Annotated in this window: 15 protein-coding genes and 2 riboswitches; of the genes, 4 read left to right on the top strand and 11 right to left on the bottom strand. The window is 35.8% G+C overall.

Annotated features, from left to right (window positions below):
- Positions 1-390: 390 nt before the first annotated feature.
- Complete coding sequence (locus BUC25_RS03445) at positions 391-849, bottom strand: Hsp20/alpha crystallin family protein (protein ID WP_073199682.1); 459 nt, start codon at positions 847-849, stop codon at positions 391-393.
- 138 nt (positions 850-987) lie between these two features.
- Positions 988-1,100: riboswitch (SAM riboswitch) on the top strand.
- Between the two features lie 80 nt (positions 1,101-1,180).
- On the opposite strand from BUC25_RS03445, the gene BUC25_RS03450 reads away from it, so the two are divergent.
- The 3 genes from BUC25_RS03450 to BUC25_RS03460 all read left to right on the top strand — a co-directional run bounded on the left by BUC25_RS03450 (position 1,181) and on the right by BUC25_RS03460 (position 4,676).
- Entirely contained in the window at positions 1,181-2,851 is a 1,671-nt protein-coding gene (locus BUC25_RS03450; RefSeq protein ID WP_073199683.1) for a PLP-dependent aspartate aminotransferase family protein, read from the top strand.
- Between the two features lie 312 nt (positions 2,852-3,163).
- Positions 3,164-4,057 carry a GDSL-type esterase/lipase family protein gene (locus BUC25_RS03455; protein WP_073199684.1) on the top strand — a complete coding sequence of 298 codons (894 nt, stop codon included), beginning with the start codon at positions 3,164-3,166 and terminating at the stop codon, positions 4,055-4,057.
- 13 nt (positions 4,058-4,070) lie between these two features.
- Positions 4,071-4,676 carry a YpmS family protein gene (locus tag BUC25_RS03460; protein WP_073199685.1) on the top strand — a complete coding sequence of 202 codons (606 nt, stop codon included), beginning with the start codon at positions 4,071-4,073 and terminating at the stop codon, positions 4,674-4,676.
- 374 nt (positions 4,677-5,050) lie between these two features.
- On the opposite strand, the gene BUC25_RS03465 is transcribed toward BUC25_RS03460, so the two are convergent.
- From BUC25_RS03465 to BUC25_RS03510, 10 genes are all read right to left on the bottom strand, one after another.
- Positions 5,051-5,683, bottom strand: a complete 633-nt coding sequence (locus tag BUC25_RS03465; RefSeq protein ID WP_073199686.1) for a response regulator transcription factor — start codon at positions 5,681-5,683, stop codon at positions 5,051-5,053.
- Entirely contained in the window at positions 5,680-6,717 is a 1,038-nt protein-coding gene (locus tag BUC25_RS03470) for a sensor histidine kinase (RefSeq protein WP_073199687.1), read from the bottom strand. The genes BUC25_RS03465 and BUC25_RS03470 overlap by 4 nt, the downstream gene beginning before the upstream one ends.
- Positions 6,714-7,430: a cell wall-active antibiotics response protein LiaF gene (liaF, locus tag BUC25_RS03475; RefSeq protein WP_073199688.1), complete on the bottom strand. Its 717-nt coding sequence runs from the start codon at positions 7,428-7,430 to the stop codon at positions 6,714-6,716. The genes BUC25_RS03470 and liaF overlap by 4 nt, the downstream gene beginning before the upstream one ends.
- 135 nt (positions 7,431-7,565) lie before the next feature.
- Entirely contained in the window at positions 7,566-8,195 is a 630-nt protein-coding gene (locus BUC25_RS03480; protein ID WP_073199690.1) for a PspA/IM30 family protein, read from the bottom strand.
- Positions 8,196-8,218: 23 nt separating this feature from the next.
- Entirely contained in the window at positions 8,219-8,536 is a 318-nt protein-coding gene (locus BUC25_RS03485) for a lmo0954 family membrane protein (RefSeq protein WP_073199692.1), read from the bottom strand.
- A 267-nt stretch (positions 8,537-8,803) separates the two neighbouring features.
- Positions 8,804-9,430 (bottom strand): DUF3889 domain-containing protein, encoded by a 627-nt coding sequence (locus BUC25_RS03490; RefSeq protein ID WP_073199694.1) that lies wholly within the window; start codon positions 9,428-9,430, stop codon positions 8,804-8,806.
- 733 nt (positions 9,431-10,163) lie between these two features.
- Positions 10,164-10,733, bottom strand: a complete 570-nt coding sequence (locus BUC25_RS03495) for a hypothetical protein (RefSeq protein WP_073200481.1) — start codon at positions 10,731-10,733, stop codon at positions 10,164-10,166.
- 221 nt (positions 10,734-10,954) lie between these two features.
- Complete coding sequence (locus tag BUC25_RS03500; RefSeq protein WP_073199696.1) at positions 10,955-13,117, bottom strand: DNA topoisomerase III; 2,163 nt, start codon at positions 13,115-13,117, stop codon at positions 10,955-10,957.
- A 121-nt stretch (positions 13,118-13,238) separates the two neighbouring features.
- A complete protein-coding gene (locus BUC25_RS03505) occupies positions 13,239-14,585 on the bottom strand; it encodes a TrkH family potassium uptake protein (RefSeq protein ID WP_073199698.1) in 1,347 nt (448 codons plus the stop codon).
- Positions 14,586-14,614: 29 nt separating this feature from the next.
- On the bottom strand, positions 14,615-15,274 hold the full coding sequence (locus tag BUC25_RS03510) for a potassium channel family protein (protein ID WP_170862632.1): 660 nt from the start codon (positions 15,272-15,274) through the stop codon (positions 14,615-14,617).
- A 169-nt stretch (positions 15,275-15,443) separates the two neighbouring features.
- A riboswitch (cyclic di-AMP (ydaO/yuaA leader) is annotated at positions 15,444-15,589 on the bottom strand.
- 199 nt (positions 15,590-15,788) lie between these two features.
- On the opposite strand from BUC25_RS03510, the gene BUC25_RS03515 reads away from it, so the two are divergent.
- A complete protein-coding gene (locus tag BUC25_RS03515; RefSeq protein WP_073199699.1) occupies positions 15,789-17,090 on the top strand; it encodes an APC family permease in 1,302 nt (433 codons plus the stop codon).
- Positions 17,091-17,099 lie beyond the last annotated feature (9 nt).

Raw genomic sequence — 17,099 nt, forward strand, 5'->3', positions numbered from 1 at the left:
GACAAATGCGGAGTCGAAGTGGACGCCTACGCTGAATGAGATTTTACAATGATTGCAGGTGCTAGCAATTTGGATTATTACAGATGTGAGCTTATTTTGTTAATAACGATAATTAATCTAAAGACAAATTCATAAGCAAAATGGAATAAAGCCAACGTTTTTATACTTACTTTATTTGTAAAGCATGAAAAAGCGCAGGCGTCCGTTTCCACTCCTGCGGGAAGTTTTTATCAGAAGATCCACTTTTTAAGCGAACTGTGCTTAAAAAGTTAGCTGAGGAGAAAAACCCGCGGAAAGGGAAACGGACAAGCCGGAGCGGTTGTTACGCAGTTCTAAATTGTCATAATTACCACCAGAGTTATGTCGCAATTTAGGAGGTAATTATGGTAACTAGTCGATCGTGATGTTGCCTTTGTCTGTTTGTTTTTTTGGTCCTTTAATTTCTAATACACCATTATGAAAACTTGCTTTTGCCGATTTTTTATCCACAGCGTATGGAAGTGTAATGGTTCGTTGATTGCGCTGCCGTCTTCTCTCTTTGTGATAATAATGATAAGCTTCATCAAATTTTTCTGTCTCTTCATTATAATTAACAGAAACCGTTATTTGATTTCCTAGCAACTGTAATTCAATCTGTTCTTTTTTCACTCCGGGCAGGTCTACCTTTACGATCCATTCGTCAGCCGTTTCCACAACATCCACAGGTATTTGTTTCGATATTTTTGCCTGTTCAAAAAAACTATCCATTCTCTCCATGACATTACGAGTCGGCTTCTCATACAAAAAAGCATCCAGCTTTTTAATAAAGTCTTCTCCCCATTCTGGGATATTCCCCTTTTGTTGTGCCATGATGTCACTCCTTTCCATTTATTCTTCAACTATATATTATGCAATTCTGAACTATTTGCTCATTTTGGAATTATCTGAATTTTCAATTGACTCCATCCAAAATATACCTTATAATGTAGTCAATTGAATCTAGCAAGACTCTTATTTAGAGTGGCAGAGGGAATAGGCCCTATGAAGCCCGGCAACCGTCAGTTTGAAGCATCAAATTGAAAAGGTGCTAAATCCTACAGGTTAGACCTGAAAGATAAGAGGAGGACGAACTTTGTATACACAGCCTCTTCTTACTTTTAGTAATGAAGAGGTTTTTTAATTTATTTTAGGAGGGTACATAATGACAAATTTTCAATTTCCACAAAGCGAAACAAATCTATTACATGGCGGGCAACAAGTTGATCCTGCTACAAATTCCCGTGCTGTTCCAATCTATCAAACTACTTCATATGTGTTTAATGATACCGAACATGCGCAAAACCTTTTTGCATTAGCAGAAATGGGTAACATTTATTCGCGAATCATGAACCCAACCGTTGATGCCTTTGAACAACGTATTGCGCTTCTTGAAGATGGGGTTGCAGCGGTAGGCACAGCCTCAGGTGCATCTGCTATCACTTTAGCTATCTTAAATTTAGCAAATGCCGGGGATGAAATAATTGCGGATAGTAATCTATATGGCGGAACCTTTAATTTATTCAACAAAACTTTGCCGAAATATGGAATTGATGTGAAGTTTGTTGATGGTACGGATCCGGAAAACTTTCGAACAGCGATTACTTCTAAAACCAAAGCCATCTTTGGAGAAGTAATTACAAATCCTAGTTTAAATGTCTTTGATATTGAAGCTGTTGCAGATATTGCCCATGAAAATGGTGTCCCTTTAATTATTGATAATACGTTCGCTACTCCATACGTTTGTAAACCAATTAGTTGGGGAGCAGACATCGTCGTTCATTCTGCAACGAAATGGATTGGCGGGCATGGTACGTCTATTGGTGGAGTTGTAGTAGATAGTGGTCGCTTTAACTGGAATAGTGATCGTTTCCCAGGATTCACTGAACCAGATGAATCTTATAATGGTATCCGTTTTGGTATTGATATTGGGCCACCTGCATTTGCGATCAAATTACGTGTGCAATTGTTACGTGATATTGGTCCATCACTAAGTCCACAAAATGCATTTTATTTCTTACAAGGTCTGGAAACATTGCATTTACGTATTAAACAGCACAGTGACAATACCAAGACAGTTGCGAATTATTTAGAAAATCATCCACAAGTAGAATGGGTGTCATATCCTGGTCTTGAGAATCACCCATCAAATAAATTAGCAAAAAAATATTTTTTCTGTAACCTTTTTGGTTCTATGATCGTCTTTGGTATTAAGGGTGGAAAAGAAGCAGGTAGACAAGTGATTGATAATGTAAATTTATGGTCACATGTTGCCAATGTAGGAGATGCAAAATCGCTTATTATTCATCCAGCTTCGACAACACACCAACAGTTAAATGAAGAGGAACTAAAGCTTTCAGGTGTAACAGAAGAATTAATTCGCCTTTCCGTCGGTATCGAATCAGCGGATGATATTATCGCAGATTTAGATTCAGCAATTGCTAAAGCTACTAATAGTGAACCAACTATTAAAGCTACTGCTGATAAAGCGATTAGCTGGGCACTGTCTTCTCCATTAGCTAGAGAGAATGGCGATATTCGTCCTAAGACTATTGCTGTCGCTGGAGATATCGAAAAATCGGATGCGTTAGCTAAATTGCAAAAATTAGGTTATAACGTAGCAACAGCAAACACTGTAGAAGGCGAAATTGACCTTTTATTTGTTGTCGATCGTAACCAAGCAGCTAATGCTTATACTGATCAAGCAAAAATTGTTTGGTTTGCCGAAGGAGAAACAGATGAGAATGTAAAAAGTAAGGCGGAAGCAAATGGACAAATTGTTGTTGAAAATAAATGTCCTTTCCAGGAAGCAGATCGCTTACGCCGTGGAGAATAAAATTTCTCCCTGATTATTGTTATTTATCTCCCCAAGATAAATATATATAAATAAGACCACATTCCTTTCGGGGTTTGTGGTCTTATTCTTTTGCTATCTATTTACCTATTTACCTCTCAAACATTCTTATGCTACAATACATATCATTTATCCCTAATTTCATCGCACGTTAAACTTCTTGATAAGTTTCGCTGTCGTTCCAGCATGATATCCTAAATGATTGCATATTGTATAACACAGTGGAGATGATGTTAACTGAGATTAATTAAAGGGTATAATTATTTAAGAGAATTTATAATGTAGGTGTTGTTCATGCATAAAAAGACATATATCGTACTTCTAATCATTGTTTTAGCAATTTTGTCTGTTGTATTTCTAACGTTTATACAATCGGATCCACCACCTGATATAGTGGATCAGCCTGATGAGCAGTCATCAGAAGAAATTTCAGAAGAAGATTTAACTGAAGAATCAGGAGATGAGGAACAAAACTCTATATCACAAAATATTCAAGATGGTGTAAAAGAAGTTATTGATGCTCTCAACTTTTTTAAAAAAGATACTCATATCGTCGCTATTGGTGATTCCCTTACACAAGGTGTTGGGGATGAAACAAATAATCAAGGTTATGTTGGGATTTTAGAAGACCGTTTAAATGAACAAGATTACGATGTGACCTTTGATAACTTCGGAAAACGAGGGAACAGAACCGATCACTTATTAAAAAGATTAAAGGATGACCCAGAGATTACAGAATCACTTGAAGAGGCAGATATGGTGCTGATAACAATCGGTGCTAATGATATCATGCAAATCATGAAAGATAACTTTATGAATTTAACCGAAGAACCTTTTATGAAAGAACGCGAACCGTATGGTGACCGTTTATCTGAAATATTCGAATATATCCTTTCTGTTAATGAAGAAACAGATATCTATTTATTAGGTTTCTTTAACCCTTTTGAGAAATATTTTGGTGACATAAAAGCTTTAGAACAAATATTGACCCGTTGGAGTAATACAAGCTTAGAAGTGACCAATCAATATGAACAAGTCAACTATATTCCGATGCAAGACATTTATCAAAATGAAACAGAAAATGTATTTGCCGAAGATCACTTTCATCCCAATAGCAAAGGATATGAATTAATTGCAGAGCGAGTGATTACTTATTTGGAAAATGAAATACAAGAAGCTCAAAATTAAAGGATGACAGGATATGAAAGAGTCTAAAATAACCAATTGGAAAAAACTATTCCTTTCTTTAGTATTAGTTAATGCTATTATCGCAATAGGAATAATACTTTTTGTGTTTTTGCCTGCACCTGGAGCAGAACTTCCAGAGAAAGTTTTTCTTGAAGACGAAGCAGGCGCAGAATTCACCGTGCAATCCAGCAAAGAAAATTTAAATGAATTAGTAAATGCTTATATTGATAAATTGCCACAACCCTCTAATATTCAATACGCTGTTAAATTGGATGAGGAAGTAAATTTAATGGGTGCTGTCGAAGCTTTTTCAACAGAAGTACCTGTAAATATTACTTTTGAGCCAATTGTTCAGGAAAATGGCGATATTGTTTTACAAGCTAAAAGTATGTCTCTCGGTCTTCTGCGTTTACCTGAAGACCGAATATTACAATATGTCAATAGTCGTGTCGAAACGCCCGAATGGATTACCATCGATCCAAAGGAAGAACAAATTTACATTGCTTTGACACAAATGGAACTAAGAAGTAACTTTCGTGTCAGAGCACAACAAATCGATCTTGAGAATGATAACATATCGTTTCGAATCAAAATACCAAACAAAACTTTAGGGCTGTAAAAGCCTATAAGAAAAACCGGGAAAGTCCACCCGGTCCTTTTAGTAGTAATTTTGAAATGGATAATAGATGTAAAACCCGCTACGGCTTGCCCACTTCGCTTTCCAAGGGGCGTGTCTTCAGCTAACTTTTTTGAGCGGTTTGTGCTCGAAAAAGTTAGCTGAAGGGAAAACGCCACTGCATAGAAAACACTACGAAAGCTTGCTTGAGTAGATGTTGCACTTGTGCCCGTGGTAAAAGGGAAGTGGACAGCCGGAGCGGTGGATTTTTACATACTACATCTCAAAATGAATACTTTGATAACAAATGCCCTGAAACCGTGGATTATATACTTTCCTTGCTTATAAAAAAGGCACCAGTTTTACATTTTGTCTACCTACTCGGACAACCCATTTTGATAGACATAGACCGCTGCTTGGGTGCGGTCTTGTACTTCCAATTTGCTTAAAATATTGCTAACATGAACTTTCGCTGTTTTCAGGGCAATAAAAAGCTGATCCGCTATTTCCTGATTTGTTTTGCCTTGAGCAATTAATAATAAGATTTCCATTTCCCTATTGGTTAAACTCTCATGTAAAACAGGGGTATGCTTATTTCTCATTTTCGCCATCACTTTGGCAGTAACTTCTTTTTCAAAAACAGCTTCACCAGCGTATGTATCTCGAATCGCTTTTGCTATCACATCTGCTTTGGATGTTTTTAATATATAGCTCGAAGCTCCTGCCTCTAGTGCAGGATAAACCTTATCATCATCAATAAAACTAGTAACAATTAATATTTTTGCTTGTGGCCACTTTTCGATAATGAGACGTGTTGCTTCAATACCATCCATTTCATCCATCACCAAATCCATTAAGATCACATCGGGTTTTAAATCTAATGCTAATGCCACTGCGCTTTTTCCGTTGTCTGCTTCTGCGACCACTTCGATATCTGCTTGTGTCGAAAGATATGCGCTGACTCCGATTCTAACCATCTCATGGTCATCGACAAATAACACTCGAATCATTCTGTGTCCCCTCCTTCGCTGATTAATGGAACACGGACTTCTATTTTCGTTCCTTCGTCAGGAATACTTACAATATTTAGGTGTGCGCCAATTTCTGCTGCTCGTTCATACATATTGGTAAGTCCGTATGAACTCTCTCTTTTTTCTTCTAAATTGAATCCAACTCCATCGTCTGCAATTCGCAAGATTAAAAACGCGTCTCTTTCAATTAGCAGTACATCAATATTTTCTGCTTGTGCATGTCTTAATCCATTAGATAATGCTTCCTGCAATATCCGAAAGAGCTGATCTTCTAATCCTTTATTAATTTCAACTTCTTCAATTCGCCACGTTATCGCCATTGGAACTTTTGCATGTAATTCCTCCAGCAATTGCTCCATACCTTCTTTTAATGACTTGTCTTTTAGTAAAACAGGTCTTAAATGTAACAGTAATGCCCGCATTTCGAGTTGAGCTTGTTGAATCATTGTTTCAATTTGATGTAGCTGTTTTGTTTTCACTTCGCTTTGATCCGATTCCGCAGCCAAAACAGCTGAAACCAGCATTGAGGCAGCAAACAATTCCTGACTAACCGAATCATGGAGTTCTCTAGCTAAACGATTCCGTTCTTCAGAAATTACCTGGTTAATCGTTTCCTCTTGGGCACTAGCTCTCTCTTCTATTAATTTCTGTGTTCGTTTGGTTTGTTCTTGAATATAATTCTGCACTTCCTTCAGGCGATCCAGGACAATCTTCATTTCCTCATATGACAATGGATCTGAGAATGTCTGGTTTTTCAATAATCTGCTTAAATTCTTCTCTAAAAATTTTATTCGCTTCTGCCAAAATGCAGCCGCCACTGCTCCTATAATACAACCGAACAATATTGTCACTGTGGGAAGCATGATAATAAAAGGAATTTCTAACACCTTAACCGTCCATAACAAACGAATGTCTTCCAATGGAAAGGCCAAGTAAAAAAAGATACTTAAGATGATAAATAATAAGAAAGAAAATAATATACTAGTAGAAATAATTCTGGTATATAACTTCATCCTCTTCTCACCTCAAGCTTTCCGGCAATCAATTGTGTATATATTTTGATTTTTTGAGGTGCTTCTTGATATCCTTTTGTTTGTAATTGAATTGTTCGGTTAAAAGCATTTTTTTCTTGATGGTCAAAGACTTCAATATCTCCAAAAACGATCGAGTGATCAATTGTTACTTCCACATCATAAGGGACAATTATCGTAATATTTCCTATTAAATGGCGAATGACCATAACAGATTCTTCTCTAGGTAACATCGTATTATTTAAGTCAACAACAACATCGCCGACTGCGGATTGAATATTGAGATCCTGCCAGGCAAAAGCTTCTTCCGTAGTATGATATTTTCCAAACCACTTATTTTTAATCACACGGTCCTCATATAATGTTTCTTCGGTTACATCAATAAATTTTGGTCGATTTTTTTCTTTTTCTTTATTTTGATACCAATTCCAGACAAAATAGATAATAATGACAAAAATGAAAAAACGGATGACAAACGTATTGATCACTGCCAGGAATATGAAAAAGGCGCCACCCCAAAAGATTGTTTTTCCGGTGGTAGTGTCAAACGATTTTTTCCCGATGTACAGTCCAAAAGCCCCTAATACAGCAAGAAAAAGGAGGCCGGTATCCAGAAATATAAATTCAATAAGTAAGAGCGCACAGCCAATAATGACTAATAATTGCAATAGATCGGAACTTGTTTTTTTCGACATTTGAATTGGCCTCCTTCCAAATAGTAGTTTCATTATGTAATAAAAAGGTACAGATTTTCCTGTACCTTTTATCACAGTGTTATCACCTGTAAAACTTTCACTGAATAAAGCCTCACTTATAAGAATAGCATGTTTTTAGTTGGAATTTGTAGCTTTTTTTTCTAAATCTTGAAAACGGGCATCTAATGTGTGCAATCGATATTCGGATTGTACTCGCTGTTCAATTCGTTCAATATAACTTTCTAATTCTGCAAATTTTGAAGCACTTTTAGAGACAAGTTCTGTTTCTAACACTTTATTCATGCCTTGTTTGGTCCTGGCAACATTTTCTCTGCTTTTTAATTCCAAGCGTTTGACATATAAATCTTTTAGTTTTTGTTTCATTTGAACATATTTGTTTTCTAGCATTTCCAAATCTTTAATTGCTTTATCAGACATTTCATTCAATTGAGTCACTCTTACTTCGAATTGGTCTAACTCGGATTTTGCTTCCTGTGCTAATTCTGCTTCTTGCATTTCTTCCGCAAGCTGGAATTGACGTTTGCGTTTTTCCACCATCATTTTGGCTTGATTTAATTCTTTTGAGATATCTTGTTTAATCTCATACTGCTTTTCTACCAATCGTTTAATTTTCTTTACTTCCTGTTCACATTCACGAATATACTGATTAACATGTGCAATCGGATTTTGTTCCTCCTTTTGGTCCATTAAATCGTGTAAATCTGCCATCACTGAATCTTTAATACGAGTAAATAAGTTTGTCATTTTAGTTTCCTCCTTTTATATAATTAAAGCTTGTCCCATGTTAAGTAGTCATCTTTATAGTAATTGTCTTTTTCTTGTTGCCATTTTTTATAGGTGTAATATAAAACAACTAAGGCAACCACACCGATTAGTGCCGGGATATTTGATAGTGACATCGAAACACCAATTAATATCACAATCCCCCATCCAACCTTTTTGCCAGTTGTGTCTGCTACAACAAATTTTCGAACACCATAATATGCAATAGCAACACTAATCAGTAACATAATCATTGGGCCTAGGTTTGCTAATAAAATAATTGATGCAATAACCGCTAAACAAATGAGTAAAAATGTTTTCATTTGTGTTCCCTCCTTCCATGACTTAATGATAGCTTGTCTAAAGAAATAAGATAACTGGCTAGAGATATATTTTCCTCTAAGACTTGAGGCTTATTTTTTGATATGCAAAAAAGAGCTAGTTCGAGGACCAGCTCTTCAATCTATTATCCGGGCACTTTTTGATATATTTCGGGCACTATTCAGCATAATTCGGGCACTTTTTAATGTTTTCCGGGCACTTTTAGACGTAATACGGGCACTTTTATCTGATAACCGGGCAATTTATTATTATAATTCCTTAATATCAAAGGAGATTACTCTTTCTGTAGTAGGATTGTAGACTACAGTTCCTCTTACTTTGATTCTTTCCTGTTGTGACTGTAGTGTATAATCATAGATTTCTTTAATTTGATTAGAAGCAGGTTGCGTTTTTTCTACAAAAAGATAATCAGTAACATTGTAATTAGGATAAGCAGTTTGAGTTACCTCCAGTAAATATTTCCCCCATTTTTCCTCTTCAAGTTCTGGGGATGGTTGAAATTCAATGGCAAGTACACCAATCGATGGGTTTGCTCCTAGTGCTTCAAAAGCTCTACGGTGTAAATTAATGTTTGTGGCAGGTGCATTAGGTACAGTGTCGACAATAGTGACGATAATTTCTCTTCCGTTTTGGGGATTTTTCACTTTTAATGTTTGCCTACATTGATAAGGAGAATTGCTACTAACTGCCGCTGTCATGTATTGATTGTAGGACCAAGGAATATTACATTGTGTTACAGCTCCTCCTTCTGTCCATGTCGCCTGTCCTTTCATATAATTCTGTCTTACGTGATTTTGATATGATGCTTGAGTTTGTGAAAATGGGTATGGATAATAGCCCTGGTAAGGGTATCCATATTCGTAATTTGAGTACATATTATTCCTCCTACTGAAAATCAGTTATTCAGAATAGTTTATGTACACCGATAGTTGTTTTGTGACAGTCACCTAAAAACAAAAAAATCTACTCATATGCAGTAGACACAAACTGCGAAGTAAGCAGAGTGGTAATTTTGAATGAAAGTATGTGCGCAACAGCCGCTACGGCTTGCCCACTTCGCTTTCCCGGGGGCATGCTCTTCAGCTAACTTTGAAAAGAAAAACACTTTTCAAAGTGGATCTTCAGATCATGCTAATTCCCGAGGAGTCGAAGTGGACGCCTGCGCTAGCTAAAGTTCTACAATGGATGCAAGAGTTAAAATGATGACTACTATCTCATCATCTGTAGAAAAGGCTAAGTTTATAACTGTTAAAACCGTTGTAGAACCTATTTATAGCGTAGGCCGCCCACTTTCACTCCTGTGGGAATGTTTTACCTGAAGATCCACTTTTTCAAGCGGTTTATGCTTGAAAAAGTTAGCTGAAGGGAAAACCCCACTGCATAGAAAACACTACGAAAGCTTGCTTGAGTAGATGTTGCACTTGTGCCCGTGGTAAAAGGAAAGTGGGCAGCCGGAGCGGATGACTAATAGGCAAACCATTTCAAAATTATCACGACTCTTACTTCGCAGTTTAATTATAATCTGTCAGATATGTTACTCTTATAGGAAAAGAAAAGGCCTTTATGATGAACATAAAGGCCTTTTCGGTATGATATAAATAATAGCTGTTAATTATAAATTCTTTTCCATAACGGTACTTGCACTTCGTATCCACCGTGTTGTTGTAAATACACAGGTAAATCACCATGATACGTTAATTTTAGAGCATGCCACTCTTTTAAATCCTGAGGTTTAATGAGACAAGCGGGTTTATCGTTGAGATAAATACCAGCTTCTTTTAACAAGGTAACAACAAATTCTGAGCAAAAATATGCGTGTTGCCTGTTTAATTCCATGTTAAAAAGTACACCGAATAATCCCAGTAAATTATATCGATATTGTTCGGTCTCAACTTCCATCTTTTTAATCCTTTGCCATAACAATTGGTACATTTCATCAGTAATCGTTAATTGATAAATGGCGCATTTGGAATGGCTGAAGAAAGGTGTACGCAAATTCTCTTTTACAAATCCACCACTCCAAGGATTATAGGCTTGCTTACGTCCAAAACTGTACACTTCTGTCAAAGATGAGTCAAAGGCAATTGATGAGTGATTAAGTGTGGATTTTGTACAAAGATTGATCATTCGTGATAACATCGTGCCCGTATCTGTGAAAAGAAGATATATTTTTCTCATCTTCACTTCCATCCACCCCTTGCAAACATTTACTGACATGGAGATGTTTTTCGTCCATGTGGAAAAAAATACTATTTCACTGTATTTTAACTATAGTATATTTTATAGTATTGCGCAAGCTGAATTTTTGAAGCGATACTTATTAGCTTATTGTTGTTCCATTATGGTCTGATAACGAGAAAAATGACGAAGGTTAATCCGTCATTTTATAAAGCTACGTATTATTTCTTCAGCTTCGCTAGTGCGTCGGCTAACGCTGTATTGGCAAAATCGTCGTCTTGTTTTTTCATATATTTATTAACATCTCGTTTGGTTGCTTTATTTTTCCCTTGTTTTTCTTTTCGTTTTTGAAAAGTAGATAGTTTCTCCCGATAACCACAGACACAAGAGAATGTTTGACCTTCTCCTTGCCCGCGCATTTCCATTCGTTTATGACAATTTGGACATCGTGCATTTGTTTTTTTGGCGATTGGTTTTCGTTCGCCACATTCACGGTCCTGACAAACAAGCATACGTCCTTTTTTGCCGTTGACTTCTAGCATTAACTTACCACAACTCGGACATTTGGTTCCTGTCATATTGTCATGTTTATATCTTGCATCACTTGTCTTCACTTGATGGACGACTTGTTTTGTGTAACCTTTTATTTCACTAATAAAGGCAGTCTTTTTCAATTGTCCTTGGGCAATCTGTGTCAGCTTTTTCTCCCATTCTGCCGTTAATAAAGGGGAACGTAAATCAGATGGAACAAGATCTAATAACTGTTTACCTTTTGATGTTAAGTAAAGGTATTTCCCTCTCTTCTCCATATAAAAAGTATTGAATAATTTCTCAATGATATCCGCACGTGTTGCTACCGTTCCTAATCCACCAGTTTGTTGCAATGTAATACTTGCATGCTTTTCGTCTTGTTGCAGAAATTTAGCCGGATTTTCCATCGCTTGTAGAAGCGTACCCTCTGTTAATCGTTCTGGTGGTTTTGTTTCTCCTTCAACAAGTGTTAAATTTGGATTTTTCCATACATGTTTTTCTGAAATATTAGAGATCTTTTGTTCATCTACCTCTTCGGTATCATGATCATAGACGGCTTTAAAACCTTGGTCTATTACATTTCTTCCACTTGCAGTAAATGTTTCCCCAGCTATTTCAGCCGTTAATTGAATATGTTCGAATTGAAAAGGTGGCAATAGTACTGCTAAAAAGCGTTTAATAACCAGATCATAGATTTTTTGTTCTTGATCCGAAAGCTTTGATATATAGACTGGCTCTTCTGTCGGAATAATCGCATGGTGGTCAGATACCTTATTATTATCGACAAACGATTTATGCGCTTTGATCGGTTGTTTCTTTATTTTATTGGCGACTGTTGCATAGGCTCCTACCCCACAACTGGCAACTCGTTCCTTTAAAGTAGGTACAATATCGGTTGAGATATATTTCGAATCTGTTCTTGGATAGGTTAATACTTTATGCTGCTCATATAGCTTTTGCATAATCGATAAGGTCTGTTTTCCAGAATATCCAAAAATTCGATTGGCATCACGTTGCAAATCTGTTAAGTCATACAACGTTGGTGCAAAGGTCTTTTTGTTCTTTTTTTCAATTCTTTTAACCGATAAATCTTTATTTTTCAAGCTTGAAAGTAATTGTTGTGCTTTGGACTGATCAAAAATTCGTGATTCATTTTTGGAATTTCGCCATGATAACGTAATACCATCGTTTGTTTTTGCTTTTATTTGATAATACTTTTTCGGTTTAAATTGATTAATTTCTTTTTCTCTTGTTGCTATCATTTCAAGGGTCGGCGTTTGAACACGGCCACTTGATAATTGTGCGTTAAATTTCGTTGTTAATGCCCGTGTCGCATTTAAGCCGACATACCAGTCTGCTTCAGAACGTGCCACTGCTGCTTGATACAGGTTCTCGTATTGTTTAGCAGGTTTTAAATTTTGAAAACCTTGTTTGATCGCCTGATCTGTGACAGACGAGATCCAAAGACGTTTGACCGGTTTATTCACTCGAACTTTTTCTAGTATCCATCTTGCGACAAGTTCGCCTTCCCGTCCAGCATCGGTCGCAATCACGATATCTTTTACATCTTTTCGAATCACCTGACTTTTTACCGCCTGAAATTGTTTACCTGTTTTTTTTATGACTACTAATTTTAAATTGTCAGGTAACATAGGCAGTTCGTCTAACTTCCATGTTTTATATTTATTATCATACGCTTCTGGATCCGCTAATGTAACGAGATGGCCAAGCGCCCATGTTACTATATAACTTGGACCTTCGATATATCCGTTTCCTTTTTTATTACATTTCAATACGCGTGCTATATCACGTCCCACAGATGGTTTTTCTGCGATCACTACTGTTTTACTCATTGACTACACCTTCCTAATATTTCATTCCTTCTACTTTAACATATTAATTCAAAATGAACACTCGCTCGCCTGCTTCATTCGTTGTTTGTACTTTTTTCCTAATTATAGTTGGCTAATCCAATTAACCAACTATAATTCTTTCTTTTGGATAATGATAATTGACCTCTTGATCTTTGTGATGAAAAATAAATATAAATGATAATATCCCAATTCTCCCGATAAACATAAGAGCAATGACTACAATTTTTCCAATACCACTCAACTCAGGAGTGATTCCCATAGAGAGACCTGTTGTTCCAAAAGCAGAGCTAATTTCAAACATTAATTGCATCAGTGTAAAGCTTTCTGTCGCAGATAATATAACCAAAGAAATTAAGCAAATCATGATTGCAAGAAAAGTAACAACCACTGATTTTCGAATATCCTCAGGATCAAGTTCACTTCTAAACACTTTAATGTCTTTTTGACCTTTAGAAAAAGAATAAATGACGAGCAATATAACCGCAAATGTTGTTGTCCTTATTCCCCCACCAACCGAACTTGGAGAAGCACCTATAAACATAAGAAAACAAAGGGCTAATAAAGTGGGATTAGAAAACGCGCTTACATCCATTGTTGCTAAACCACCATTTCTAGTTGTGGAAGATTGAAAAAACGCATAAAAGATCGATTCATGCCACGATTTACCTGCAAAGAAATGATTCCACTCAAATAATAAAATAACCAAAGTACCGAATAACATCAACGAAAAGAAGGTAACTGTTGTTAGTTTCGTGTATAAACTAAAATGACTTCGTTGATAGATCTTTTTATTCTTTAAATAATCCTTTAATTCAATCAACACAGGAAATCCAATAGCGCCGAGAGTTAATAAAATGATATTAATTATTTGTACAAAGTAATCATTGGCAAAAGGAATTAACGAGCTTCCCGTAATATCGAACCCTGCATTCGTTGTGGCGCTTACCGCAGCAAACAACCCTTGTAAATACGCTTCCTGCCACGTTTCAAAGTAATTCAAAAAATAAGTTCCTAGAATAATGGTACCGATAAATTCAATTAAAACAATAATGCCTAGAATTTGTTTCATTAATTTAACAAGTCCTGATAGATGCGATTGATTTTGATCTGTACTAATTAAACGCCTTTCCCTAAGTCCTATTTTCTTACCAATCAAAAGCCAAAAAAACGTTCCAAGCGTCATGATACCAATACCGCCAAATTGAAGAATAAATAGTAAAATAAATATTCCAGGCGTACTGAACGTATCAGCTGTTGACACTACTGTAAGTCCAGTCACACTAATTGCACTTACTGCGGTAAATAATACATCTAAAAATGTCCAGTCAACCTCTGGTTTTACTGTGATCGGTAAACTTAATAAACAAACAGAGACAATCACCGCAAACAAATAAAATAAAACAATGATTTGTGATGGTCTTAAATTATCTATTCTTAGTATTTTCATCCTGTGTTCCCCCTGATAATTGTTATTATTTAAAGACCTTGTACTTCAAATCTTTTTAAATCATTATTTTGTCCCATTACAATTAAAATATCACCTTCATAGATTGTGTCTTTTGAAGATGGAGATATGTTAATATCTTCACCATTTTTTATTGCTAATAAGGTACATCCATACTTTGCTCTTATATCCAAATTTTCTATTGTCTGTGAAGATACTTTATTAGATGCCACTAGTTCAATGATGCTATATTCCTTAGACAATTCAATGTAATCAATGATTCTTTCCGAATTTAATTGGTTTGCAATCCTTATCCCCATTTCCTTTTCAGGATGTATCACTCGGTCTGCTCCTATTTTTTCCAACACTTTCTCATGCTGTTCATTTTGTGCTTTCACCCAGACTTTTTTAATTCCCATTTCTTTTAAAATTAATGTACATAATATACTTGGCTGAATTTTTTCACCGATTGCAATAATCGCATGATCAAAATTACGTAATCCTAGTGAATTCAATGCATCTTCATCTATAGCATCTGCTACTACCACATGTGAAGCATATTTAGAAACTTTGTGTATATTTTCCGGCAATTGATCAATCGCTAAGACTTCATGTCCTTGTAAAAATAATTCTTTACAGATTGTACTGCCAAATCTACCTAATCCAATTACTACAAATTGTTTTTTTATCATTTTGTTTCATTCCTTTCTTTTGAAATATTAGAAAAAAATCAGCATCCATCTCGTCTTTTAGTTAGTTTCACTTAATTAAGTTACTCAATCGTTAATAATTCATGTTTTTCTAATGCACAAAAAAGACCAATCTAAAGAATGGCCTTTTTATAAAAGCGGACCCTTCTCTCTTCGATATTAATAACGCTTACGAGGTTAGCTGTCGGATTAGGAATTGAGAGTATCCCTTCTTACAAAGTAAGATTCACCCCAAGATAGTAGTTTCACTACCAGTAATGGTTCCCCCGCTCTTTAAAGATTCAGCGATTAAAGGATTGATATTTTTATTTTCCTATTTAATATTGATAAAACTACTCCTCTTTGCTTGAAATGTCAACAAAAATTTCAAATAATTATAAGCATGATTCTTCCATGCAGAGTGAGTTTTGGTTTTAACTATAATTATCGTTTGCATGATCTGTGAATTTTACGGGTAATTATATGATATAGCAATCAACAAGGAGGAAATTTCACGATGTCGCAATATAAAAAGAACAGTATCAAATTATTAGGAGCAATTGGATTAGGCACCGGTGTAATGATTAGTGCTGGGATTTTCGCCTTACTTGGTCAAGTCGCTGAATTAGGAGGAAAATATTTTCCTTTTATCTTCATCATTGGCGGAATTGTTACTGGTTTTAGCGCTTACTCGTATCAAAAATTAAGTCAAGCTTATCCTTCTGCCGGCGGGATTGGCATGTATCTGGTAAAAGAGTACGGAAAAGGAACATTAGCAGCCTTTGCAGCGTTATTAATGGCCTTTTCTATGGTGATTAATCAAAGTTTAGTAGCCAGAACTTTTGGTACTTATACCTTACAATTATTTGATATCAACCAAAACAGTATCTGGGTACCAATTCTTGGTGTTGGATTACTAATTTTTGCCTTTCTAGTGAATATTTCTGGTAATACATTTATACAATCGTTTACTTCGGTCATTTCGCTTTTAAAAATTATTGGATTATTAATCTTTGCCGGAGCAGGGCTTATTGTTGCGAATTTTTCTTTTCAACCTGCTGAAAGTTCTGGTCAATCACCTGAGACTACCATTACTAGTTTTATTGCAGCCATTGCATTAACGATATTATCGTTTAAAGGTTTTACAACACTCACCAATCAAGGGGAAGAAATTGAAAATCCTAAAAAAAATGTTGGTAGAGCTATTTTATTTTCGATTTTAATTAGTTTGTTTGTCTATATTCTTATTGCTTGGGCTGTTTCAAGCAACTTATCAATAGGGAAAATAATAGAAAAGAAAGACTTCGCTCTTGCTGCAGCAGCTGAACCTGCTTTAGGTAACCTTGGTGTTTGGTTTACGGTTATTATCGCGATCATTGCTACGATTTCAGGTATTATTGCCAGCGTCTTTGCGGTATCTCGTATGTTAGCGATGTTAACTGACATGAAATTAATCCCTCATCGTCACTTTGGCATGCCTGGTAGTATTCAACGCCATACACTCGTGTATACAATAGTAATCGCGATGATATTAACGATCTTTTTTGATTTAAGCAGAATCGCTTCAATGGGTGCTATTCTCTATTTAATTATGGATATGATCATTCATTGGGGACTACTTACAAAACTAAAAGAAAAAGTAGAAGCAAATCTATTCGTTGTCGGTGCAGCCTTTACGCTCGATGCCATTGTTTTAACAGCATTTGTTTGGGTGAAAATACAATCAGATCTATTAATCGTGATTGTGTCCCTTGTTGTATTAATTCTGACCTTTATTGGTGAGAAATTGTTTATTCAAAAGCTTAAAAATAATTCGTAATAAAATACT

This window comes from Gracilibacillus kekensis, assembly GCF_900143085.1.
Lineage (GTDB): Bacteria > Bacillota > Bacilli > Bacillales > Amphibacillaceae > Gracilibacillus > Gracilibacillus kekensis.

Bases quoted from the DNA above. Each gene is read 5' to 3' on its own strand.
- BUC25_RS03445 (WP_073199682.1), bottom strand. From the start codon at position 849: ATGGCACAACAAAAGGGGAATATCCCAGAATGGGGAGAAGACTTTATT.
- BUC25_RS03450 (WP_073199683.1), top strand. From the start codon at position 1,181: ATGACAAATTTTCAATTTCCACAAAGCGAAACAAATCTATTACATGGC.
- BUC25_RS03455 (WP_073199684.1), top strand. From the start codon at position 3,164: ATGCATAAAAAGACATATATCGTACTTCTAATCATTGTTTTAGCAATT.
- BUC25_RS03460 (WP_073199685.1), top strand. From the start codon at position 4,071: ATGAAAGAGTCTAAAATAACCAATTGGAAAAAACTATTCCTTTCTTTA.
- BUC25_RS03465 (WP_073199686.1), bottom strand. From the start codon at position 5,683: ATGATTCGAGTGTTATTTGTCGATGACCATGAGATGGTTAGAATCGGA.
- BUC25_RS03470 (WP_073199687.1), bottom strand. From the start codon at position 6,717: ATGAAGTTATATACCAGAATTATTTCTACTAGTATATTATTTTCTTTC.
- liaF (WP_073199688.1), bottom strand. From the start codon at position 7,430: ATGTCGAAAAAAACAAGTTCCGATCTATTGCAATTATTAGTCATTATT.
- BUC25_RS03480 (WP_073199690.1), bottom strand. From the start codon at position 8,195: ATGACAAACTTATTTACTCGTATTAAAGATTCAGTGATGGCAGATTTA.
- BUC25_RS03485 (WP_073199692.1), bottom strand. From the start codon at position 8,536: ATGAAAACATTTTTACTCATTTGTTTAGCGGTTATTGCATCAATTATT.
- BUC25_RS03490 (WP_073199694.1), bottom strand. From the start codon at position 9,430: ATGTACTCAAATTACGAATATGGATACCCTTACCAGGGCTATTATCCA.
- BUC25_RS03495 (WP_073200481.1), bottom strand. From the start codon at position 10,733: ATGAGAAAAATATATCTTCTTTTCACAGATACGGGCACGATGTTATCA.
- BUC25_RS03500 (WP_073199696.1), bottom strand. From the start codon at position 13,117: ATGAGTAAAACAGTAGTGATCGCAGAAAAACCATCTGTGGGACGTGAT.
- BUC25_RS03505 (WP_073199698.1), bottom strand. From the start codon at position 14,585: ATGAAAATACTAAGAATAGATAATTTAAGACCATCACAAATCATTGTT.
- BUC25_RS03510 (WP_170862632.1), bottom strand. From the start codon at position 15,274: ATGATAAAAAAACAATTTGTAGTAATTGGATTAGGTAGATTTGGCAGT.
- BUC25_RS03515 (WP_073199699.1), top strand. From the start codon at position 15,789: ATGTCGCAATATAAAAAGAACAGTATCAAATTATTAGGAGCAATTGGA.